23 protein-coding genes are annotated in these 22,948 nt (G+C 28.1%); 2 read left to right on the top strand and 21 right to left on the bottom strand.

From position 1 onward, the window contains the following. Nucleotides 1-171: 171 nt before the first annotated feature. From ALEK_RS04105 to ALEK_RS04045, 12 genes are all read right to left on the bottom strand, one after another. Nucleotides 172-726 (bottom strand): protein-methionine-sulfoxide reductase heme-binding subunit MsrQ, encoded by a 555-nt coding sequence (locus ALEK_RS04105; protein WP_071627442.1) that lies wholly within the window; start codon nucleotides 724-726, stop codon nucleotides 172-174. Next, a complete protein-coding gene (gene msrP, locus ALEK_RS04100; RefSeq protein WP_071627443.1) occupies nucleotides 726-1,685 on the bottom strand; it encodes a protein-methionine-sulfoxide reductase catalytic subunit MsrP in 960 nt (319 codons plus the stop codon). The genes ALEK_RS04105 and msrP overlap by 1 nt, the downstream gene beginning before the upstream one ends. An 80-nt stretch (nucleotides 1,686-1,765) precedes the next feature. After that, nucleotides 1,766-3,004 (bottom strand): NnrS family protein, encoded by a 1,239-nt coding sequence (locus ALEK_RS04095; RefSeq protein ID WP_071627444.1) that lies wholly within the window; start codon nucleotides 3,002-3,004, stop codon nucleotides 1,766-1,768. Between the two features lie 84 nt (nucleotides 3,005-3,088). Beyond that, on the bottom strand, nucleotides 3,089-3,625 hold the full coding sequence (gene prx-suh / locus ALEK_RS04090; RefSeq protein WP_071627445.1) for a thiol peroxidase Prx-SUH: 537 nt from the start codon (nucleotides 3,623-3,625) through the stop codon (nucleotides 3,089-3,091). 89 nt (nucleotides 3,626-3,714) lie between these two features. Then, on the bottom strand, nucleotides 3,715-4,539 hold the full coding sequence (locus ALEK_RS04085) for a CvfB family protein (RefSeq protein ID WP_071627446.1): 825 nt from the start codon (nucleotides 4,537-4,539) through the stop codon (nucleotides 3,715-3,717). A gap of 20 nt (nucleotides 4,540-4,559) precedes the next feature. After that, the gene (locus ALEK_RS04080; protein ID WP_071627447.1) at nucleotides 4,560-5,354 is read right to left on the bottom strand and encodes a metal ABC transporter permease; all 795 of its coding nucleotides are present in this window, start codon (nucleotides 5,352-5,354) and stop codon (nucleotides 4,560-4,562) included. Nucleotides 5,355-5,363: 9 nt separating this feature from the next. Further along, nucleotides 5,364-6,107 (bottom strand): metal ABC transporter ATP-binding protein, encoded by a 744-nt coding sequence (locus tag ALEK_RS04075; protein ID WP_071627448.1) that lies wholly within the window; start codon nucleotides 6,105-6,107, stop codon nucleotides 5,364-5,366. Nucleotides 6,108-6,168: 61 nt separating this feature from the next. Beyond that, nucleotides 6,169-6,912: an ElyC/SanA/YdcF family protein gene (locus ALEK_RS04070; protein WP_071627449.1), complete on the bottom strand. Its 744-nt coding sequence runs from the start codon at nucleotides 6,910-6,912 to the stop codon at nucleotides 6,169-6,171. Continuing rightward, on the bottom strand, nucleotides 6,913-8,688 hold the full coding sequence (gene amrS, locus ALEK_RS17700; protein ID WP_071627450.1) for an AmmeMemoRadiSam system radical SAM enzyme: 1,776 nt from the start codon (nucleotides 8,686-8,688) through the stop codon (nucleotides 6,913-6,915). Next, nucleotides 8,688-9,236: an AmmeMemoRadiSam system protein A gene (gene amrA / locus ALEK_RS04055; protein WP_071627451.1), complete on the bottom strand. Its 549-nt coding sequence runs from the start codon at nucleotides 9,234-9,236 to the stop codon at nucleotides 8,688-8,690. Before amrA ends, amrS begins: the two co-directional genes overlap by 1 nt. A gap of 8 nt (nucleotides 9,237-9,244) precedes the next feature. Beyond that, on the bottom strand, nucleotides 9,245-10,171 hold the full coding sequence (hemH, locus tag ALEK_RS04050) for a ferrochelatase (RefSeq protein ID WP_071627452.1): 927 nt from the start codon (nucleotides 10,169-10,171) through the stop codon (nucleotides 9,245-9,247). Further along, complete coding sequence (locus tag ALEK_RS04045) at nucleotides 10,158-10,760, bottom strand: ATP-binding cassette domain-containing protein (RefSeq protein WP_071627453.1); 603 nt, start codon at nucleotides 10,758-10,760, stop codon at nucleotides 10,158-10,160. The genes hemH and ALEK_RS04045 overlap by 14 nt, the downstream gene beginning before the upstream one ends. 194 nt (nucleotides 10,761-10,954) lie before the next feature. On the opposite strand from ALEK_RS04045, the gene ALEK_RS04040 reads away from it, so the two are divergent. Further along, nucleotides 10,955-11,245: a c-type cytochrome gene (locus ALEK_RS04040; RefSeq protein WP_071627454.1), complete on the top strand. Its 291-nt coding sequence runs from the start codon at nucleotides 10,955-10,957 to the stop codon at nucleotides 11,243-11,245. 34 nt (nucleotides 11,246-11,279) lie between these two features. On the opposite strand, the gene ccoS is transcribed toward ALEK_RS04040, so the two are convergent. Then, entirely contained in the window at nucleotides 11,280-11,522 is a 243-nt protein-coding gene (ccoS, locus tag ALEK_RS04035; RefSeq protein WP_071627455.1) for a cbb3-type cytochrome oxidase assembly protein CcoS, read from the bottom strand. Between the two features lie 8 nt (nucleotides 11,523-11,530). Beyond that, nucleotides 11,531-13,969, bottom strand: coding sequence for a heavy metal translocating P-type ATPase (locus tag ALEK_RS04030; RefSeq protein WP_071627456.1), 2,439 nt, complete (start codon nucleotides 13,967-13,969; stop codon nucleotides 11,531-11,533). 288 nt (nucleotides 13,970-14,257) lie between these two features. On the opposite strand from ALEK_RS04030, the gene ALEK_RS04025 reads away from it, so the two are divergent. Further along, complete coding sequence (locus tag ALEK_RS04025) at nucleotides 14,258-15,880, top strand: EAL domain-containing protein (protein ID WP_071627457.1); 1,623 nt, start codon at nucleotides 14,258-14,260, stop codon at nucleotides 15,878-15,880. A 1-nt stretch (nucleotide 15,881) separates the two neighbouring features. Here the strand turns inward: ALEK_RS04025 and gmk are convergent, their stop codons facing one another. The 7 genes from gmk to ALEK_RS03990 all read right to left on the bottom strand — a co-directional run bounded on the left by gmk (nucleotide 15,882) and on the right by ALEK_RS03990 (nucleotide 22,794). After that, a complete protein-coding gene (gmk, locus tag ALEK_RS04020; protein WP_071627480.1) occupies nucleotides 15,882-16,499 on the bottom strand; it encodes a guanylate kinase in 618 nt (205 codons plus the stop codon). Further along, nucleotides 16,499-17,326 (bottom strand): hypothetical protein, encoded by an 828-nt coding sequence (locus ALEK_RS04015; RefSeq protein ID WP_071627458.1) that lies wholly within the window; start codon nucleotides 17,324-17,326, stop codon nucleotides 16,499-16,501. Before ALEK_RS04015 ends, gmk begins: the two co-directional genes overlap by 1 nt. Next, nucleotides 17,323-18,006, bottom strand: coding sequence for an ABC transporter ATP-binding protein (locus tag ALEK_RS04010; RefSeq protein ID WP_071627459.1), 684 nt, complete (start codon nucleotides 18,004-18,006; stop codon nucleotides 17,323-17,325). Before ALEK_RS04010 ends, ALEK_RS04015 begins: the two co-directional genes overlap by 4 nt. A 38-nt stretch (nucleotides 18,007-18,044) precedes the next feature. Beyond that, nucleotides 18,045-19,088, bottom strand: a complete 1,044-nt coding sequence (tsf, locus tag ALEK_RS04005) for a translation elongation factor Ts (protein WP_071627460.1) — start codon at nucleotides 19,086-19,088, stop codon at nucleotides 18,045-18,047. A 2-nt stretch (nucleotides 19,089-19,090) separates the two neighbouring features. Then, nucleotides 19,091-19,870: a 30S ribosomal protein S2 gene (gene rpsB, locus ALEK_RS04000; RefSeq protein ID WP_071627461.1), complete on the bottom strand. Its 780-nt coding sequence runs from the start codon at nucleotides 19,868-19,870 to the stop codon at nucleotides 19,091-19,093. Between the two features lie 298 nt (nucleotides 19,871-20,168). Continuing rightward, on the bottom strand, nucleotides 20,169-20,759 hold the full coding sequence (locus tag ALEK_RS03995) for a hypothetical protein (protein WP_071627462.1): 591 nt from the start codon (nucleotides 20,757-20,759) through the stop codon (nucleotides 20,169-20,171). A 7-nt stretch (nucleotides 20,760-20,766) separates the two neighbouring features. Next, complete coding sequence (locus ALEK_RS03990) at nucleotides 20,767-22,794, bottom strand: TonB-dependent receptor (protein WP_071627463.1); 2,028 nt, start codon at nucleotides 22,792-22,794, stop codon at nucleotides 20,767-20,769. Nucleotides 22,795-22,948: the final 154 nt, after the last annotated feature.

Genomic DNA, 22,948 nt, shown 5'->3' with positions numbered 1-22,948 from the left:
CACCCCTTTAACACAAGGAAACATAAAAAAAATTATTTATATTTAAGAAATTCTATCTTAAAAATACTTACATAAATAAGTCGCTGCGTCAACCTATCTATATAAATATTATAACTATAGGAAATTAACTGAAACATAATCAATAATTAACCAATGGTTAACAAGTCTATTTTATTTTACGTGATTGTTTCTAACAATTATTTGTAGTAATTTATAATATCCAATCACAATTATTATAACGATATAACAAAACAGGTCTAGAGCTATCGTTTTTTGGGCCATTATGAAATGTATTGTAATTAAAACTAATGCAATATAAATCAATCTATGGTACTTATTAAACTTTCTGAATAACTTTTTTGTTGAAGTTAGAGCCATAAATAATAGTATGAAAAAAGCTATCATTCCTAAGTAGATAAATGGTTTATCCAAAGTCTCTTCTATTATAAAGCCTAGGTCTAATTGAGCATCAAAAACAATAAAATTCACCATATGTAATAGTGCGTAAAAGAATCCAAATAATCCTATATCTTTTCTAAATTTCATTAAATTTATATGTTTTTTTATCATTGATATAGTGATTGAAAAAAATAGTATTACAGTTGCTGTTATACCTGATACGATATAAATATATTTGATAGGATCATTTACCTCAAAAATAAATAATTGAGCTAATAAAAATACCAGTGGTGATAATAGCAATAGGTGAATTGTTAATCGTTTCATTATATATACTTTCTTAAATCCATGCCTTTATACAAATGTGCTACTTCTTCTTCATAACCATTAAACATTAATGTTTTTTGTTTGAAAAATTTTCCTAAAACCCTTTCTCTTTTTTGAGACCATCTTGGATGATCAACATTTGGGTTTACATTTGCATAAAATCCATATTCTCTACTATTGGCTTTTTGCCAAGTATTTAAAGGTTCTTCCTCTACAAAAGAAATTTTTGCAATAGATTTAATAGACTTAAATCCATATTTCCACGGAGTAACTAATCTAATTGGAGCACCATTTTGTTTTGGTAATCGTGAACCATAAAGACCAATTGCCATAAATGTTAAATCATTCATAGCTTCATCCATTCTAAGACCTTCAACATAAGGATAATCAACTGAACCAAACACACCTCGTGATTGATCAGGGAACATCTCTTCATCATATTTAGTTTCAAATCTAATGTATTTAGCTTTTGATAATGGTTTTGCTGCTTTAATTAAATCTTTTAAAACAAATCCATTCCAAGGCACAACCATTGACCATCCCTCAACACATCTAAATCTATAAATTCTTTCTTCAATACTCATTTTTGAAATCAAATCTTCTAAGTCTAAAGTAAATGGTTTTTCTACCAAACCATCAATTTCAATTTTCCAATTATTAGTATCCAAAGTATGTGCCAAATCTTTTACTCCACCTTTTGATGTAGTAAACTCATAAAAATTATTATAAGTAGTAATTTGTTCATAAGTATTTAGTTTAAGATTATCAATATTTTTATCTTTGATATATTTTAAGTTTGCTACAGGAATATTATCTTTAGCCAATGCTTCAATAATAGCACCACTAGCAACCATAGAAGCCGCACCTAGTTTTAAGAAGCTTCTTCTTTTATCAAATAGTTCTTGAGGAGTTACATCATTCTCAGATAAGTTCCAAGAAGGTTTTTTAATTATGTTCATACATTATCCTTTACACTTTTTCTATTTGAATTTTAGTTATTTAGTGTAAAGAATATGTTTAGTAAAGTAACTTGGTCTAGTTATTTACCTTTAAAAAGAATAGTTAAGTACTTTGTTGACCATATAATCAATCCCGCTATTAGCAAGATTGCAGTTGTATTAATAAGTGTTAAATACATATTGTCAGAATTTAAAGCAAATGATGAAACTATTCTAAGTAATACAATAAATTGTACTGCTACAAATATAACAATAGCAAAGTTGTTAGCATGTGGTGTACTTCCTGAGTGACCTAATACAACTCTAGTACCAAATCCTAATAATACAGTTACAAAATATCCAAGAGCAATAGTATGAACAACAACTTTTTCAAATAATATTTCAGGTGAATAAATAGCCATAATTGACTCTACAATTGACAATAAGAATGCTACTGGAATCCAATATAAAGCTAAATATAATACCCACATAATTGCAGGAACTTTAAAGAAAGGAAGTTTCCATTTTATTAATTCTCTTGTAATTAAAATAAATAAAGGAATATCAACTAATAAGTTAAAAGCCGTATCTAAAAATGCTAAAACTAATACTTTAAGAGCTAATAATACATATACATATAAAAGAATATTTTTTGTTTTATTTACAACATAACCAGGTGCTTTTGCCGTAGTAAAAAATGGAATCATTCTTTGAGATATCGCAAATATAATCATAAATAAAAATAAGTAGAACCCTGCATTTAATGCTAATTTATTTATTAAGAAAGAGTAATTAAAATCAAAACTTGAAATAATAAATAAAAGATGAGCTACTAAACCAGAAGCAAAACCAATTAAAACCCATTTTGTATCTTCTTTTACTTTCATTAAACTTTTTTTATGTATTTCAAATAGTAGTTTAAAGCTTAATACTTGGGCTACAAACATTATTAACTGGAAAACAACTGTAATCTCTGAAAAGAACAATAATGACAATAAAACACCTAAAGATGATAATAAATACAATTGAAATTGTTGCATATAAACTTTTGGTAAAATTTCTGCTTGCATTAAAAATCTAGGGAAAACTACAAATAAGAATCCTAAAAAGAATTGGATGAAAACAACAAAAATCATACTATATGCATGATAAGTCAAAACAGATGCATCTACATTAATAAGCCCTGAATATACAGCAGTAAACATAGATAAAAAAAGAATGAAAAATATAATACCACTAGTAAAAAAAGGTTGATGGGGTTGAGATGAGAATTTTTTATACCATACTTTAAAACCGCTTTTTTTAACGGGTGGTACATTTGGGGTTTGATCAAAAACCATATATAATCTCCTAAAAAAGCCATCCTTAGAGGATGGCTTATGTTTTTAAGGGATTATAACGACTTAGTCAGTTAAAAGCCTTGACTACTGACAAGTTCCACAACAAGAAGTTGAAGTAGCATCTTTAGCTGCTGCTAAAGCACCATCATAATTAGGCTCTTCAGTAATTTCTGGACAAATTTCTTTGTAAGTTACAACACCAGAAGCGTTGATTACAAATACTGCTCTACAAGTTACACCAGCTAATGGTCCATTTTCAATTAATACACCGTAAGCATTAGCGAAATCTTTAGCTCTGAAGTCAGAACCAACAGTTAAGTTTTCAATACCTTCAGTTGTACAAAATCTACCCATTGCAAATGGTAAATCCATAGAAACTACAGTTACTTCTGCATTTTCAATTTTTGCTGCTTCTTCATTGAATTTTCTAGTTTCTGCTGCACATACAGGAGTATCTAAAGAAGGAACTACAACAACGATTTGAGCTTTACCTTTTTCTCCACCAACTTGAACGTCAGATAAATCTTTTGCTGCAACTGTTACAACAGGAGCTGTATCACCTACGTTTACTTCATTTCCGATTAAATTTACTTCATTACCTTTTAACTTAGTTGTTGCCATGTAATATTCCTTTTATTAAATTTTTTTAGCATTATAATTAATTCGGATAAATTTTGTCTTAATTAATCCATTCTTAAATAAAAATGTTACTATTTTACTCTAATACTATCAGATTCTAGTACAATTTTATTCTCATTTATTAGTTTAGTAAGAGTTGCTTTGAAAGCTTTTTTACTCATTCCAAACACATTTTTGATATCTTCTGAATCACTTTTATAAGTAAAGTTCATCTCTCCACCATTTTCATTTAAAATTTCATAAACTTTATCGTCAGAAACTTTATTCCCAATTTTTTGTAAAGAAATATCAAGTTTTCCATCTTCTCTAAGTTTTTTAACATAAGCACGTTTATTTTGTCCTACATTAAGATTTTCAAAGATTTCATTATGGAAAATCATACCTTCATATTTATTATCTACAATTACTTTGAATCCAAGTGGTGTTTGAGAGTATAATAATACATCAACCTCATCATTGATATTATAACCTTCTGGGTCTTTTAATAACTCAAATTTTTCACTAGCGATTAGTCTATTAGTTCTATCATCTAATTGTAGTTGTAAAACTTTATATCCACCAACTGAGAATGAACTTTTTTGTTTATTTTTAGGTACTAAGATATCTTTTGGTAATCCAATATCTACAAAAGCTCCAAATCTTGCCATATCAACTATTTCTAAACAAGCATATTCATCTAAATACATATATGGTTTAATTGTAGTTGATACTAATCTATCTTCACTATCTGTGTATACAAATACATCTACAAAAGTATCAATTTCCATTGATTTTTCAATGTACGCATTTGGAAGAAGTATCTCTTCATCATCTTCAGCTATCAGGTAAATACCTGGTTCACTAACTCTATTTACTCTTAATTTGTTGATTTCACCAACAAGTATATTTTTATTCATAGGTTTTTCCGTTCTTAGTTTTATTTTTTTATTAGTTTTACAATAGTTAGCAAAGTAACTGCAGTAATAATGATGCTTGCCCCTGAGCTAATATCATAGAAATATGATATTGCTAGACCAATAATGGTAAACATTGTAGCTAAAATTGAGCTAATTATCATCATTGTTGATAATCTATTAGCAAAAGCCTCCGCCAAATATGTAGGGATTGTTAATAATGCTATTACTAAAATAAGTCCAACAGCCTTAATAGCTGCAACTACACAAAGTGATGCAAGTATTAAAATCAAAGTATAAAAGAACTTAGTATTTATACCTCTTAATGCAGCAAATTCACTATCATAAGATACTGCTAATATCTCTTTATAAAATATCATTACAATTGATATTACAAAAATATCTAATATTGCCATATACCAGATATCAGCACTAGATACTGCAATTATTGAACCAAATAAATATGACATTAAATCCACATTATATCCAGGTGTTAAATCCACAAAGATAATACCAATTGCCATACCAAAAGCCCACATTAAACCAATTAGAGAATCTACCCTATTTCGTTTATTTAGTGTAAGCATTGCAATAATAACCGCTGTAATAATAGCAAATACCGTAGCTCCAAAAAGTACAGGTAACCCTAAATAAATAGCAATACCAATTCCACCATATGAACTATGTGCAATTCCACCAGTTAAAAAAGTAAGTTTATTTACAACTACAAGAGATCCTATAATACCAGCAGCTATTGAAATTAAAACTCCAGCGATTACTGCATTTTGGATAAAATCATATTGAAACATTTCCATCATATCTTATCCTTAATGCTTATGATCACAACAAACTTGAGTTTTCCCAAGTGCTGAAAGAAGTTCTACTTCACATAAATGATCATCAGTTGTATTAATATCTTTTTTAATACTTTCAAGTTTATGATAAACCAATGACTTATTCACATGAGCTACGTTTTTTGCATAATTTAAAAGTACTGAGATATCATGACTTACTACTACTATACAAATCTCTTTGTTTAGATCTTTTAGTAGTTCATAAATTTCATTTTGACCTTTAACATCAATACTTGCTGTTGGTTCATCTAATAAAATTACTGTGGGTTTTGCACAAAGAGCACGTGCAATAAATACTCTTTGTCTTTGACCTCCACTTAAGTCTCCAATTTTTCGATCTTCAAAACCTTTCATTCCTACTTGTTCTAAAGAATTCTTAGCACAAGAGATATCATGATTTGAATAACCAAATATTTTTCTTCTTACTCCAATATGACCCATTAGAACTACTTCTAATGCAGTTATGGGAAAATCAGTATTTAGGTTTGTATTTTGTGGAACATAACCTATATCATCATTTTTAATATTTTTTTGAATTTTTCCATTTTGTGGTTTTAATAAACCTAAGATTAGTTTTAGAAGAGTTGATTTTCCACCACCATTGGGACCAATGATTGCTAGAAAATCGTCACTATTGATACTAAGATTTATATCTTCTAAGACTTTAGTATTTTTACCATATTCATATGATAAATTTTCTACATCTAATATTTTCAATTTCTACCTTTATTTGCAACAAAGTTGCAATTTTAGCGTAATTTACTTTAAGTTTCGTATATTAAATATAGCCTTTAATTTTGTACCAAATTAGACCTAAATATTCATGTATTGCAACTTCAACTTTATGAATATTTCCTCCTGAAAAATAAAAAGAAAAGCCTTTTTTATTATGTGCTAAATGATTCGTAGGAGCAGGAATTGGATTCAATCCTAATTTTTTAAATAATAATACAGCTCTTTTCATATGAGATGCTGATGTAACTAAAATAAAAGACTTATCTCCTACTAGTTTTTTCATAGCTAAGGCTTCTTCTCTTGTATCTCTGGGATTATCAAACCTTATAATATCTTTTTTATCCACACCTAAAGAAGAGGAGAGAATACTTTGCATAAAAGCATGTGGATTTCTATCATATCCACCATAACCAGATACAACTAATTTTGCATTTTCTAAAATATTATAATGTTTGATCCCCTCATTTAATCTATTAATAGCAGTAGTATTAACCTGAGAAGTAATACTTAAATTTTCATTTGAGAAATGTCCATTCCCTAAAACCAAAATATAATCAACTTTTGGTGTTTGTAATAATGCCTTATGAGAGTTCTCTAAAGGAGCTAAAATTGCATTAGCTACAGGTGAATAAGATAACAAAGCAAACCAAGTTAGAGTCAAAAATAAAAATACTTTTGCTTTTGTATATGAGTTTCTAAATAAAAAATAAATTCCCAAAGCAAATAAGAAAAGCCCAATAGGAACTGGCATTAAAAAAGATGATATAAATTTCTTCAAAAAAAACATCTAATTTCCTATTAATGCTGATGTATAACCAACAACCCTTGATGCATCTTTTGTTTTATTATAACTAGTACAATAATGTAAAACTTTTGAATTATAGTTTTTCTTTATAGCTGAGTATATAATAGCTTTTACACCAATTTTCCCACAGGCTTCACAACCTTCATCAAACATTTCCATATCTTTTTTTGCTATTGCATTTAGACAAATATTATCAAGTTTATTTGCTTTTTCTTGTGTATGAAAATGACTTAAGTCTGTTGATATTAAAATCAAATTTTCTTCATCTTCCAAAAACTCATCTATTACTTCACTTAAAGCTTTGAAATCAACTTTTCCATATATCATCTCTATAATTTGGGCATCTGGAAAATAGTGTTTTATAAAAGGAGCTTGTGTTTCTGTTGAGTGTTCTAAATGTAATTCTTCATTAAAACCTAAAACATCATATTTTTCTATTAACTCTTGAGAATATTTCTTATCTATTTCTATATTTCCAAAAGGAGTTTCATACTCATCATATAAAGCAACACTTGCTTTTTCATAATAAACATTATGAGTAGGTCCTATTACAATAACTCTTTTAGGCTTTTTATCTTTACAAATATTATAAGCAATATTTGCAGTAAATCCACTATATACATAGCCAGCGTGTGGAACAATCATAGCTTTAGTATCAAAAGTTCCATTTACTTCAAAGTTCTTATTAAAATCATCTATATATGATAAGATTTCTTCTTTTGATTCAGGATAGAAACTACCACAAAAACCAGTTTTTCTTATACTTTTCATTTTAGGATATACCCCTTCTAATTCATAGTTACACTTTGGACATTTTCCATTTTTTACACTATTTTCTAATACTTCAAATCTATTTCGTTTTAAAACTATTTCATTACACTTTGGGCAGTGTGTATTATTATCAAAACCAATATTCCCAATATATACATATTTTAATCCAAAATCTTTCCCAATATCATGAGCTAGTTTCAAAGACTCAAAGGAAGTTCTTGGTAAATCTAAATCTTTATAATCAGGATGAAAAGAAGAAATATGCCAAGGAGTGAACTCATCTAATTCTTCTTTTATAAATCTAGCAATTGATTCTAACTCTTCTTTTGAATCATTTTTTGTAGGAACCAAGAGAGTTGTAACCTCAACCCAAATACCATTTCTTTTAAAATGTTTTAGATTTTCTAATACTTGATTTAGGTTTCCACCAAGATTTTTTTTGTAATATTTATCATTAAAACATTTAAGGTCAATATTAACAGCATCAATAAGACCTTTCATATCATCAATTACTTCTGAACTTTCAAAACCATTTGAAACATATACATTTTTAATTCCATATTTCTTAGCTTCAATTGCAATATCTTTTGCATAAGGATAAAAAATTGTAGGTTCATTGTAAGTATAAGAGATTGATTCACATTTATATTTTCGTGCAATATTTACCACATCTTGAGGACTGTGATATTTTGATTTATCAATGTTTTTTTCTTGACTCATTCCATGGTTTTGACAGAAAGAGCACTTAAAATTACAACCAACAGTTCCAAGAGATAAGGATTTAGTTTTAGGCAAAAAGTGATAAAGAGGTTTTTTCTCAATTGGATCAATATTAATAGCACCAATATGTCCATATACTAAACACTCTATTTTATCACCAGTATTTTTATTAACGCCACAAATACCAGTTTGATTAGGTTTTAATTTACAGTAGTAAGAGCATAATTGACAAACAAGTCTATCATTCTCTTCTTTGAAATATAACACTATTTTATCTTAATAGCAGTGTAAGTATATATAGTTGGTAAGTCTTCTAAACAAGAGTTAGGAAAACCTGCTTTTTTAGATAGTTGAGTAAAAAAATCATCAAAATTAGGAATTTGCTCCCAAACTTGAGGTAAGAAGGTAGCTCTTTTCCCATCTAATTCAAGAATTACTCCATGCTCCCCTACTTTTATTTTCTCTTTTAAATCTTCCACATTTTCATAAGGAAGTTTAATTGCAGGAGTTAATACAGATATTTCAATAGATATATGTTTAAACTCTTCAGGGCTTAATCTATTAAATCTTAAATCAGAGAAAGCAGCATTATAAGCATTATGAATCACATCATCAATTAATGGTTTGTGAGCTATTAATGAACCAATACAACCTCTTAATCTTCCATTTAAATTTAATGTCACAAAACAAGCTCTTTGTTCACTTAAAATAGGATGCTCTTTTATTAATGCTTCTTTATCTATAATAAATGATGAGTTAAACTCATGAAGAATACTATTTCTTGCTACTTCTAATAAGGCTTGTTCAACTTTCATATTAATTCCTATTTTATAATATTTTTAATAGCTTCAATAAATGTATCATTATCATTTACACATTTACATACTTTAAATTCATTTACACCAATCTCTTCTGCTATCTCTTTATACTCAATAGCCAATTCAAAGTCTGTTTCAGAATTATCAACAATAAAAGCAATTGGATAAATAATTACATTTTCACTTTTAAAATTAGTAAGCATTTCATCAAGTGAAGGATCTAGCCATTTCATTGGCCCTACTTTTGATTGGTAAGCTAAATTTATTGACTTAAAATTCATACCTCTATTGTTTAACATAGAAGTTAAAATCTCAACATGTTCAATCATCTGTTTTTCATAAGGATCACCAGCATCAACAATCTTTTGAGGAAGACCATGAGCTGAGAAAATTAGATTAAAATCTTGAGGAAAATTTGTTTGACTTGAAATCTCATCAATAATACAATTATTAAAAGCTTCATTTTTATAAAAAGGCTCAATAACTCTTGTTTCAAATGCACCCTTAGCATGCTTTTCAAAATCTTCTAATGAAGACTTTGTAGTAGTAGTTGAGTATTGAGGATATAGAGGTAATAAAACTACCTCTTCAATTCCATCTTCTTTCATTTGAGCAATAACATCTTTTGCAAATGGGGGAGTATATCTCATCATTTGATATGTTTTATATTCACCTATTTTTTCATTTACTTTATTTACTAATTTTTCAGTCAAAGGATTAATAGGAGAAGCATTTCCTATTTCTTCATAATTTGTCCATGCTTCATCTAATCTTGATTTAACAATAAAAAAAGCAATCATTTTTCTCAATAATGGATTTACTGTTAATATATTTTTATCATTAAACATATTTGTTAAAAACATTTTTAATTCATCTTTATTTCTAGCTCCACCCATATTAAGTAGAACTAAGGCTTTTTTATTTTCTTGCATCTTCTTCCAATCGTATAATTTTGTCACTACACCAAGTAGCTAAATCCATATCATGTGTAATTAAGAGTATTGCACATGAATCAAGATATTTAATAAGTAGTTTCATAACATCATAAGCAATGACATTATCCAAAGCTGATGTTGGTTCATCAACTAATAAAAGTTTTGGTTTCATTAAAAGTGCTCTTAATATTGAACATCTTTGTAATTGCCCTCCACTTAATTCGTGAGGACGTTTCTCTATAAGTTTTGCATCAAGACTTAACTCTTGTAAAAAAGCATTCATATCCTCTTTAAAATCATAAAATACAACATCTTTAATTTGTTCAATTATTGTATATGTAGGATGAAAAGAATTATAAGGATCTTGAAAAATCAAACTAAGATTTTCTTTTCGAATTGTCCCTTTTTGAGGTTTTATTGTTCCAGTAATTAATTCAAATAAGGTAGTTTTACCTGAACCACTTTTTCCAAAGATAGTGAAAAGTTCACCTCTTTTAAGCTCCATAGAGAAGTTCTTATATATAGGAAAATTTTCTTTATAATAAAAAGTTAAGTCATTGACTTCTAGTACTGTTTCATTGTTCATAAATACCCCAAAATTAAAAATATACTATATATAAATATCCCTTTATATTTGCAAAAAGTAATTAAAAAATTCTTTCACAATTAATGCACAATTATAGGTAACACTTATACTGATATACAATAATTAAATAAAAGTATTAAGCTAAAAAAAAAGAAAATAAAGCTAGAATATTTGTTCAAATTTAAGGAGAAACAATGAAGAAATTAGTATTAACTACATTATTTGCTGCTTTAACTGCTGCATCTTTATCTGCTGCGTCTTTCGCTGCATGTGCTGGATGTCACGGTCAAAACGGTGAAAAGAAAGCATTAGGTAAATCTGCAATTATCGCTGGATGGGACGAAGCGAAACTTGTAGCTGCATTAAAAGGTTACAAAGATGGTTCTTACGGTGGAGCTATGAAAGGTGTTATGAAAGGTCAAGTTGCTAGACTTTCTGACGCTGATATTGCTGAATTATCTAAAAAAATTGCTGCTTTTAAATAATTAGTAATTCTTCAAAAAAGTTAGTCTTAATTGACTAGCTTTTTTTATCTTCTTTTTCACTATCTTTTTTAATTTTAGATTCTTTAGCATTTTTCAATTTATTTTCTTTATTAATAGCATCATTTAAATCTTCAACACTATCAAATAATAAACCATCAACCATTTTATTAGAATCATCAAATTGTCCGCTTTTCGCACCCCAAACAAATAGTAGTAATAAAGCAAAAGAGATAATAAGCCCAACAACTAACATCATAAATAAAGTATCACTAATCATAAATATTCCTATTTCATTTTAATTCTAAGAGAATTTAATACAACAAGCAGTGAGCTTAAACTCATTGACAGTGCTGCAACTAAAGGTATAACATATCCAAACATCGCAAAAGGTATTGTAACTATGTTGTAAACTAAAGATATACCTAAATTTTGCTTTATAAACTTGTAAGTTCTATTTGAGATTATAAAAGATTCTTGTAGAGAATATAAAGAAGAGTTTAATAAAACTATATCAGAAACCTGCAATGAAATATCAGCAGAATTTCCCATAGCAACAGCAACATCAGCATTAGATAAAGCAACAGAGTCATTAACTCCATCTCCTACCATAACTACAATTTTTTCTTCTTTTTTAAACTCTTTAATAAAGGAAGCTTTTGATTGTGGAGTTTGTTTTGCATAGAATTTAGAAATACCTAATCTCGAAGAAACTTTTTTAGCAACATTTTCATTATCTCCTGTTAGCATTATTACTTCAATATCATTTGCTTTTAAATAATCAATTAACTCTTTTGCATTCTCTTTAATTTCATCTTCAAGCTCAAAACTAGCAATAACTTCATCATTTATTGCAAAAATGTAAACTGTATTATTTGAATCTAAAGAGTATGTAATATTAAAATCATTAATTAAATCTTGATTTCCACCAAGTAAAGAAAAGTTCTCACCCTCATCATTTTTATATTGAGCACTTACACCTTTTGCATTCAAAGTTTTTACTAAATTTAATTTTTTTGACTCTAGTGAGAAGTTAGCCTTTAAATATTTTTTTACAGATTTACTAACTGGATGATTTGAAGAATCTAATAATGAATAAAGCAAAGATAGTTTTTCATTATTATCATCATAAATATTAGCTTTTACTACTGATAATTGACCTTTTGTCAAAGTTCCTGTTTTATCAAAAACAACAGAATTTACATTTGCTAGAGATTCAATAAATTTAGCTTCTTTAAATAAAAGACCTTTTTTTGCAAGCTGTGAAATTCCAATTAAACTAGCCATTGGAGTAGCTAAAGCTAAAGCACAAGGACAAGCAATAACAATTACAGAAATACCTACAATAAAAGATTTTTCAAAATGATTAGTATCAGCATAATCAAATCCTAAATCAACTCCAAAGAAATACCAAACTAAAAAAGTTAGAAAAGATAGAGTTAAAATAGCTGCTGTAAAACCTCTTGAAACTTCATTTGCTTTTGTTTGAATTTTGGGTTTAGAATTAAGAGAATCTTCTAATAAAGTAACAATAGATGAAAAAGTTGAGTTTTTAAAATCTTTTGTAACCTCAAAATGAATTAATGCATTAGTATTAATTGTTCCACTATATACAGTGTCACCAATAGTTTTAAATACGGGAATAGATTCACCTGTTAATGATGATTCATCAAAAGAAGCTTCCCCACTTGTAATAATTCCATCAACGGGTACTTTATCACCTGTTTTAATTTCAATTACATCACCAATATTAATATTATTTAAAGATACTGATTTCTTTTCGTTATTTACTATAACTGTAGCTTCAAGAGGTAGAGTTGATTTAATTTTATCAAGTGTATCTACAGCAGATTTTTTACCAATAACCTCAAGGTATTTACCTACAAGTACAAAAGTAATGATCATAGCAACAGAGTCAAAATAACTCTCCCCTTTTGCTCCAAACAGAATAAATAGTGAATAAATATATGTTAAAGTTGCACCAGAAGCAACTAAGAAATCCATATTTAACATTCCGTTTTTTAATCCAAAATAAGCACCTTTGAAGAATACCCATCCAGAATAAAGTAAAACAGGAGTTGAAAGTAAAAATTCACCTAAGTGTAACATCCATTTAACATCATCACTCATTCCAGTAAAGAATCCAGAATATTTAGCAACACCTAACATCATAATATTCATCGATCCAACAACTGCAACCATCATTCTAATAAAGTAATCACGTTTTGCTTTTGTTGCTTTTTCATCAGCTAAAGAAGAGTCATAAGCATAAGCGTTATAACCAATTGATCTAATTCTTAAAATTATCTCTGATAGTTTTATTTCATCTTCATCCCAAGTAATTCTAGCTTTGTTTGTAGTGAAATTGATATTAGCTTCAATAATCCCAGTAGTTTCATAAAGTATTTTTTCATTTAACCAAACACAAGCAGCACAATGAATTCCTTCAATAATTAAATCAACTTGATTAAAACCATCATCACTTGTAGATACATAAGATTTAGTAAAACTAATTGAATCAAACTTTTCTAAGTCATCATTCTCAAGATTTAAAGGTGGCGTAATTGTTTTATTTCCTAATTTGTCATAAAAAGAGTCTAAACCATCATCTTTTAGTAAGTGGTATACACCTTGACATCCATTACAACAAAAACTTAACTCACCCTCTTTAATCATCACATCATCATTAAAAGTTAAATGACAATGATTACATTTTGTTTTTGACACTTATTTATTCCTAGATTCATCATTAGTTATTAATTTTTTTCTTTTAATAATTATTATTTTCAATTCAAAAAATTTATTTTATTTTATTTATTATTTATTTTTTACGAAAGAACGTTCTTTTCAAACAGTCCGTGTTATAGGCTTTGTTATATAAATAAACTATCTTAAATAAATAATTTATCTTTTTAAATCACTAAGTTTTAAGATACCCTAATACTTTTTCAAATAATTAATTATATATATATTAAAATATGATATTATATCGTAATAACTATGGAGTAAATCTTAATGATAAATAATATATCTATACTAAAAAATATTACTATTTTATATGCTGAAGATGAAAAAGATTTAAGAGAAGTAACTCATCAAATCTTAAAAGGCTTTACAAAAAAACAATATGTAGCACAAGATGGTGCTGAAGGCCTTGAACTATTTAAACAACATGAAAATGAAATTGATTTAATTATTACTGATGTTAATATGCCAATTCTAAATGGATTAGAAATGGTAAAAGAGATCAAAAAAATCAATATGAATATTCCTATTATCGTTGCAACTGCTTTCTCAAATAAAGAGTACTTACTAGAAGCAATTGATATTGGTGTTGATAAATATGTATTAAAACCTATTGATGTAGCAAAACTTTTACAAGTAATGTCACAATCACTTTTATACCATGAATTAAAAGATTTATATATAGATAAACTTACAAATCTTCCAAATAGAAATAGACTTAAAAAAGATTTAGAGACTAATAATATTGATTTAATGGCATTATTAGATATTGATGAGTTTTCAACTATCAATGACCTTTTTGGTGAAAAGAATGGGGATATTATTCTTTCTGAAATGGCTAATACAATTAAAAAACATTTTAACAATGAACACTTTACAATTTATAGAATGGAAGCAGATAAATTTGCTATTGTTTCAAAAGACAATAACAAAGATGTAAATGAATTCTATGATTTATGTAAAAACTTTGCAGACAAAATTGAAAAAGATTCTCTATTTATTAATGAAGATGAAATTGATATTAATGTTACTATTGGTATTGCGCAAGGTGATGGTCAAAGAGCCTTTAAATACTCTCAAAGAGTAATTAACTATGCTAGAAGTAAAATGCAAAGAATTCTTATTTATAATGAATCATTTAATATTCAAGAATCATTTGAAGAGAATATCAAATGGGTTAAACAAGTAAAAGTAGGATTTAGAGAAAATCTATTTAAAGCATATTTCCAACCAATTGTAAATAGCTTTACAAAAGAGATATTCAAATACGAAGCTCTTATTAGATATGTAACAAAAGATGGCCAAGAAATCTCTCCTATTAACTTCTTAAATGTTGCTAGAAGAACAAAACTTTATCCAAATATTATAAAAATCGTAATCAATGATTCTTTTCAATTAATTAAAGAAAAGAATAAAAGAGTATCAGTAAATATTTCATTTGATGATATTGCAAATAAAGAGACTACATCATTTATATATAATATATTAGAACAAAATAGAGAATATTCTCACCTTTTAGAGTTTGAAATCTTAGAATCAGAAGAGATATCAGATTTTGATGAAGTAACTAAATTTATTGCAAATGTGCGAAAATTTGATTGTTCAGTTGGTGTTGATGACTTTGGAGCTGGATACTCAAACTTCAATCTTTTAACACTACTTGATATTGACTTTGTAAAAATTGATGGTTCATTAATTGAGAATATTAATACATCTAAAGATTTAGAGATTATTGTTACAACAATTGCTAACTTCTCTAAAGAGTTTGGAGTTAAAACAGTAGCTGAGTTTGTATCAAATGAAGCTATTTATAATAAAATTAAAGAATTAAAAATTGACTATTGTCAGGGATATTATTTCGAAAGACCTATTAGTTACGATAAAATCGACTAGGTTATTTTAACCAAGTCGATACAATCGTTTTTTTATCAAAAAGTTTTGCTTTTACTCTTGTGATATTAGCAATACTTACTAATTGTTTAGCTGCAGTTTCTAAATCATCATTTATAATTAAGTAATCATAATCTTGGAAAAACTCAACTTCATGTTTAGCATTCTTGATTCTTTTTTCAATTACTTCTTTTGAATCAGTTGCTCTATTATTTAATCTAGTTTCTAATTCACTTAAATTTGGTGTTGTAATAAATACAGAAGTTACAATAGAATCTAACTTCTCTCTTACTATTTCATGTCCTTGAACATCAATATCAAAGATTACAAGTTTACCCTCTTTTAAAGCGGCATTAATAGGCTTTAACGATGTTCCGTAGTAATTCCCATGAACATTAGCATATTCTAAGAAATCACCATTTTCAATATCTTTTTCGAACTCTTCTTTTGAAGTAAATAAGTAATCAACGCCTTCTGTTTCACCCTCTCTAGGATCTCTTGTAGTAGTAGAAATAGAGAAGTAATAATCATCTATATCTTTATAAACTTCTTTTAGTAGAGTTGATTTACCACAACCGCTAGGTCCTGATAAAATTAAAATTGCGCCTTTTTTTTCGCTAATCAAATATTTTCCTTTAAAACTAATCTAATATCAACACTCTCACCTGTTGAAAGTTTATCAACAACTTCTTGGTTAAACTTTTCTAATAAAGGTTTTAACTCTTCTAAGTTGTAATCACTTAATACTAATTTATATGGCAGGATTTCTGATTTACCCTGACCTTCATCTAAATTAAATTCATACTCTTTTACTTCATCTAAAGCATCGTCAATAATATCAGAGATATCTTTCCAATCTTCTTGTTCTAAAGATATTTCATTTTGTGTTTGTTCATCTTTTAGTATTTGATTAATTTTTGAAAGTTCTGTGAAATCTAATACTCCACCTTCATTTAAAGAAGCTTGACTAATAATACTTTCATCACTCTCTTCTTGTATATCATTAAAAACTTCATCAGCTAAAGACTCAACATAATCAGTAACAGGAACAGTCACATCTGTGTCTTCATCATACTCACCATAAACTCTTGGTTCGTAAGCTTGAGGTGATTCAATTACTTGAGCTTGTTTTTCTTCTTGAATTATTAACTCAACTTCTTCAGCTAATAATTCTTGTAATTTTGTAGGTAAAAAAGGTCTAGGAATGATAAAATCTCTTGATTTATCAAAAGGTAATTCTTCACTAGAAATTGCCCCTAATTTTTTTGAATACTTCTTAATTATATTAAATTTGTCATCGATAAAAGCTTGGTCAATTACAATTAAATCGTAATTGTCTTTAATATCATTTGTTGAATCTTTTATAGTTAGTTTTAGTTTTAATTTTTTACATACTAATGTAAAAATTTGTTCTATTATTGGTGTTTCACATATCAATAATAAATTCACTTTAACTCCTGAAGTTTTGTATCTACAAGTTTGTATACTTTATCGCATTGCATTGCTAAATCATTTTCATGAGTTACCAATACTAAACCTGCATCATTACTTTTAATATAATTAAAAAGTGTATCAATTACCATATTAGCAGTATCTTTATCAAGATTACCAGTTGGCTCATCTGCAAATATAATTTTTGGTTTTTTAGTTAATACTCTAGCTATTGACAATCTTTGTTGTTGTCCACCACTTAACTCACCTACACCTTGATTTATCACATGTTCAATTTTTAAATCTTCTAATAGATTCTCATCTATGTCATTTTCACTTAATAAAGTTGCAATATCTAAATTTTCACTAGCTGTAAAACCTCTAAAAAGATAATGAGCTTGAAAAATTATACCAAAATCTTCTCTTCTTATGTTTAAAAGTTTGTTTTGTTTTAATGAATAAATATCTTTTTCATTAAATAAAACTTCACCAAAACATGGCTTTAATAAAGATGATAGAATATTTAAAAGTGTTGATTTACCACTTCCACTCATTCCTATAATTGCAATTGATTGTTTTTTTGATAATGTTAGATTTATATCGTTGAATAGTTCATAGTCAAAACTATGTGTTAAGTTTTTAGCTTCTAATAAGAAGTCAGAGGAAATGAGTGATTCTTTATTATAGTCTTCACTCATTTTTAATTCCTCTTTCTTTAGATTATTTTGGGTAGTTATTATTGACCCATTTGTGCAGCAACTTCTGCAGCAAAATCTTCTTCTTTTTTCTCGATACCTTCACCTAATTCAAATCTAACGTAAGAAGTTAATTCAATTGATGCGTCAACAGCTTTAATAGCTTGTTCAACAGTCATTGAATCATCCATAACGTAGTTTTGAGATAATAGTGCGTGAGCAGTATCTAATTGAGAGTTATCTTCAATCCATTTGGCAATTTTACCTTTAACGATATTTCCGATAATTTTCTCTGGTTTACCTTGAGCTAATAATTCTTCAGTCATTTTAGCTTCAGCAGCTGCAACAGCTTCTTCAGTTAATTGAACTCTAGAAACAAACTCAGGGATATTTTTAAGAGGTTTTCCAAGTCTTACTAACTCTTCATTTAACTTTTCAATATCAGCAATAATTGCTTTGTTTTCTGATTCAATGAAATCAGCAGCTAAATCTTTGTAAGAAATAACAGTTGGTTTCATTGAAGCTGCGTGCATAGCAACTTTTTTTAATAAATCTACAGTTTTTTCTTTTGCAGCTTCATCACAAGTAGCAGCTAAAACAACTCCAACTTTTCCTAAGTGAACGTATGCATTAACAACGTCACCTTTTACATTTGAAACTTTTCTTGCAACTAAGTTTTCACCGATAACTGCAATTTTTTCATTTAAGAAAGTTGTAAAATCTTGACCATCAATTGAAGATGTAGCTAAAGCTGCAGCATCTGCAATATCATTTGCTTGAGCGTGAGCAGAAATTCCATTAACTAAGTTAAGGAATTGCTCATTTTTAGCAACGAAGTCAGTTTGAGAATTAATTTCAATCATAGTTGCATTAGTATTATTATCATTTACTAAAATGTTAATAATACCTTCTGCTGCTACATTTGAAGATTTTTTTGCTGCTTTAACTAAACCAGCTTCTCTTAAATACTTAACTGCATCATCAATGTTTCCATCACACTCATTAAGTGCTTTTTTACAATCAAGCATTCCTGCACCAGATTTTTCTCTTAGTTCTTTAATTAACTTAGGAGTTGCACCAGCCATGATTACGCTTCCTCAGTCTTAGCTTCAGTTTCACCTTCAGCTACTGCTTCAGCTACAACTTCTGCTGCTTCTTCAGTAGATACAGGAGCTTCTTCTGGTTCTTCTAAAGATGCTTTACCTTCATTAATTGCTGCAGCCATTTCGTTGCAGAATAATTGAATAGATCTGATTGCATCATCGTTACCTGGAATTGGTAAATCAACAACATCAGGATCACAGTTAGTATCTAAAGGAGCTACAACAGTAATTCCTAATCTTCTAGCTTCTTGAATAGCAATTTTTTCTTTAACAGCATCTAATACAAACATCATGTCTGGTAATTTATGCATTTCTTTGATTCCACCAAGGTATAATTCTAACTTAGTTTCTTTTCTAGTAAGCATTAATGCTTCTTTTTTAGTAAGTAAGTCTAATTGACCTTCTTCTCTCATCTTTTTGATGATTTCTAATTTTCTAATAGATTTTTTGATTGTTCCGTAGTTAGTTAACATTCCACCTAACCATCTGTGGTTAACGTATGGCATACCACAATTTTCTGCAGCTCTTTTAACAGCTTCAGAAGCTTGTTTTTTAGTACCAACAAAGATCATTGTTTGACCTTCAGCAGCTCTGTCTCTAACAACATTATATGTGTATCTGAAATATCTTAACGTTTTTTGTAAGTCAATAATATAAATATTCTTTCTAACACCGAAAATGAACTTTTTCATTTTTGGATTCCATCTTCTTGTTTGGTGTCCGAAGTGTACACCACATTCTAATAGGTCTTTCATTGTAACCATAATTTCTCCTTGGATATTTTGTTTATTTTGAGTTTTGTCCTCTATGCCCCTTAATGCTTCGAAAAATTTCTAGGCACAACTCAAATCAGGATGTTGACATATGTGAGGTTCTAATTAAATTAGAGCCGTGATTATATCTAAGTAAAGTTTAATTTTTTCTTTAAGTGTTTTTGGAAGAGTTATAATTGAGTTTATTTATTCAAGATATCATAAAAAGCACTACTAAAGGACAAGAAGTAGTGCTTTTTATAATATCCAATAACAAGAAATCGCAAACTTGTTATTGAATAAGAGTTAATTAACCTAGAGATAAAAATATTCCAACAACTACAAAACCTGCTAACATAAAATAAATACCTCTTCTTTTAAATCCATTTTTACCTTTTACCATCCAAAAAGATGAGATAGCTAAAAATGACAAGATAACACTATATAAAATTGCAAGGTAGAACCATGCGCCTTCATGTGCTGCTTTATGTGCATCTATAAACAATTCAACTACTGCTGGATAACCAACATATTTTACATTTAAAGAACCATTATTTGAGTCATACCTAACTTCTAATGTTCTCCAAGCTTTGTAAAAATAAACAGTATCTTCTTGTTTTTTTAATTTTAAATTTAAATGCTTTTTTACTGATTCATAACTACTAGTAGGAAAAACTTCGCTTATTGTTCCTTTTTGTACCTCAGCAATAAAAATATCATTAAACTTTTTTGTTTCAATACTTTTTTGTATTACAGCTTGAGATTTAAACTCTTGTTTAAACCAACCAAGCCCACGCCCTGATAATATAATCCCCGTAATTGCATAAATTAAAGTTAGTCCAATTACAAAATATCCAAGGTCTCTATGAAGAGACCTTACTGTATTACTAAAAGATTTCATTTACTAATTAAAACTTATAAGCTAATTTTACTTTGAAGTTTCTACCAACTTCATAATCTGTATATTCTTCACTATCGAAGTAAACACCAAATGCAGTATGTTGTGCATATTGTTTATCAAAAATATTATCAATACCAAAGTTTAGTGTTGCACCTTTTAATGATCCATCTTTAATTTTATAAGTTGAGTTAATATTATGAACAGCATAACCACTTCTAGAAACCATTTGATCTGATTTATAAGCATATGTATTACCTAAAACAAACTGAGAAGAATAAGCTACTTTTAGTGCATCAGAGAAACTATAATCAACTCCTGTTTTAAAAGAATGAATTTTTGCAGTTCTTGGATCTTTTTTACTTCCATCAGATAAACTTTTTTCTGATCCATCTGAATAAGAGTGAGATAAACTTAATCCTAAGTCATCTTTGTTATATTTAAATACAGATTCAACCCCATGAACTTTTACATCATATTGTGGTGCTAAAGCATTATTTTTTGTAGGATGAGAATAATTGTCTACATTATATGTATATGCTGTAAATCCAAAGATTGCATCATCAGCATTTAATGCTTCCGATAAATCATAATCAAATCCTGCCTCGTAGTTATGACCTTCTTGAGCTTCTACACCATCTGCATTCCATGAATCAATTGAACTTTGAGAAAGAGTTAAAGTCTCTGGTAAAGCAGGAGCTTTGAAAATTTTTCCGTATGCAAATCTAAAACTTAAATCATCATTTACTTGATATTTACTTTTGAATTTAGGTGTTACTTTATTGAAATCACCACTATACCAACCACCAAGTTTAAATTTGTCATATCTTGCACCAATATTTAAAACTAAAGCACCAAGACTTAGTTCATCTTCAATATATATTCCTTGTGAAGTTAATGTACCAGAACCATCAATATTATTACTATTTGCTATATCTGAATTACTTCTTGAACTATAGTAAGTACCTTGATCCCCAATAGATCTTTTAGTTTGTTCATCTTTTGAATAATCAACTCCATATGTTAATACATGATTACCAAAGATTGAACTATTTCTTAAATCAAAACCTTCACTAGTGTTTTCATAATATCTATCACCACTTTGACCAGATTTTACTTTATTTTGATCAAATGTATCTGCTTTTGCTCTAAACATTTCTTGTGAGTTTAAATATACTTTTGCATCAACTTTTACTAAATCATTATCAGGATTATATTCGTAGTTAAGAGTATATGTATCTCTTGTAATTTCATTGAAGTCATTATCAGTTACTTCTGTTGCATTACCTTTTTCAGCAGAAATATTTCTTCCTCCACCATCATTATATTTGTTATATGATAATTTTAAAGTATTACTGTCATTTAATTTAAATACTGATTTTAATAAACCACTCTCTAATTTACTCTCTTTATCTTTTACATTACCAGCTGGTGTTTCAATTTCACCATCATCAACAATATTTCCAACACCTAAGATTTCTACATGTTCATTTACTTTTCCAAATAATGAAAGGTTTACACTATTTCTGTTATATCCCGTTTCATGACCAAAAGAAATTTTTCCACCAAAGTTTTCACCATCTTCTAATAAATCACTTGGATCTTTTGTTTCATATACAAATGAACCATTAACAACTCCTGGTCCACTTAAAGCAGAATTAGGTCCAAGTTCAATAGAACCAATTTTTAACATCTCTGGATCAATTGTTTGATCTCCTGAGTGATGAAAAAGTTGTCCTGTCATTCTAGCACCATCAATAGTGATATTAGAAAACTTATCTTCTAAACCTCTTACATATACTTTTTGAGAATATCTTGAGCTTCCTGAAACATTCACAGATGGAAGTGAATCTAAAATATCTTTTACGTCACTTGCTTGAATTAAATCTAATTTTTCTGAAGTCATACTTTTAATATGCGATTCAAATGCAGTATCTTCAATTGAGATTTCCCCTAAACTTTCTGTTTCACTTGCAATTGAAGATAAAGCAAGACAAGCAGATGCAGAAAGACTAATAAATAGTTTTTTACTTTTCATTGTATAATTCCTTTGTTTTTCTAAATGATATTGAGAATCATACTTATATATAATCACAGAATAATCACATTTTAATTTTCAATAATATTTATAGCAATTAGATATTGTTTTGCTTTATACTATGTACTTTTATAATAGAAACAGATGATATTTC

The organism is Poseidonibacter lekithochrous, assembly GCF_013283835.1.
Lineage (GTDB): Bacteria > Campylobacterota > Campylobacteria > Campylobacterales > Arcobacteraceae > Poseidonibacter > Poseidonibacter lekithochrous.
This window is presented reverse-complemented; position numbering and strand designations above follow the sequence as displayed.

Excerpts from the sequence above, each read along its gene's own strand:
- ALEK_RS04105 (WP_071627442.1), bottom strand. The coding sequence starts at position 726 with ATGAAACGATTAACAATTCACCTATTGCTATTATCACCACTGGTATTT.
- msrP (WP_071627443.1), bottom strand. The coding sequence starts at position 1,685 with ATGAACATAATTAAAAAACCTTCTTGGAACTTATCTGAGAATGATGTA.
- ALEK_RS04095 (WP_071627444.1), bottom strand. The coding sequence starts at position 3,004 with ATGGTTTTTGATCAAACCCCAAATGTACCACCCGTTAAAAAAAGCGGT.
- prx-suh (WP_071627445.1), bottom strand. The coding sequence starts at position 3,625 with ATGGCAACAACTAAGTTAAAAGGTAATGAAGTAAATTTAATCGGAAAT.
- ALEK_RS04085 (WP_071627446.1), bottom strand. The coding sequence starts at position 4,539 with ATGAATAAAAATATACTTGTTGGTGAAATCAACAAATTAAGAGTAAAT.
- ALEK_RS04080 (WP_071627447.1), bottom strand. The coding sequence starts at position 5,354 with ATGATGGAAATGTTTCAATATGATTTTATCCAAAATGCAGTAATCGCT.
- ALEK_RS04070 (WP_071627449.1), bottom strand. The coding sequence starts at position 6,912 with ATGTTTTTTTTGAAGAAATTTATATCATCTTTTTTAATGCCAGTTCCT.
- amrA (WP_071627451.1), bottom strand. The coding sequence starts at position 9,236 with ATGAAAGTTGAACAAGCCTTATTAGAAGTAGCAAGAAATAGTATTCTT.
- hemH (WP_071627452.1), bottom strand. The coding sequence starts at position 10,171 with ATGCAAGAAAATAAAAAAGCCTTAGTTCTACTTAATATGGGTGGAGCT.
- ALEK_RS04045 (WP_071627453.1), bottom strand. The coding sequence starts at position 10,760 with ATGAACAATGAAACAGTACTAGAAGTCAATGACTTAACTTTTTATTAT.
- ALEK_RS04040 (WP_071627454.1), top strand. The coding sequence starts at position 10,955 with ATGAAGAAATTAGTATTAACTACATTATTTGCTGCTTTAACTGCTGCA.
- ccoS (WP_071627455.1), bottom strand. The coding sequence starts at position 11,522 with ATGATTAGTGATACTTTATTTATGATGTTAGTTGTTGGGCTTATTATC.
- ALEK_RS04025 (WP_071627457.1), top strand. The coding sequence starts at position 14,258 with ATGATAAATAATATATCTATACTAAAAAATATTACTATTTTATATGCT.
- ALEK_RS04010 (WP_071627459.1), bottom strand. The coding sequence starts at position 18,006 with ATGAGTGAAGACTATAATAAAGAATCACTCATTTCCTCTGACTTCTTA.
- tsf (WP_071627460.1), bottom strand. The coding sequence starts at position 19,088 with ATGGCTGGTGCAACTCCTAAGTTAATTAAAGAACTAAGAGAAAAATCT.
- rpsB (WP_071627461.1), bottom strand. The coding sequence starts at position 19,870 with ATGGTTACAATGAAAGACCTATTAGAATGTGGTGTACACTTCGGACAC.
- ALEK_RS03995 (WP_071627462.1), bottom strand. The coding sequence starts at position 20,759 with ATGAAATCTTTTAGTAATACAGTAAGGTCTCTTCATAGAGACCTTGGA.
- ALEK_RS03990 (WP_071627463.1), bottom strand. The coding sequence starts at position 22,794 with ATGAAAAGTAAAAAACTATTTATTAGTCTTTCTGCATCTGCTTGTCTT.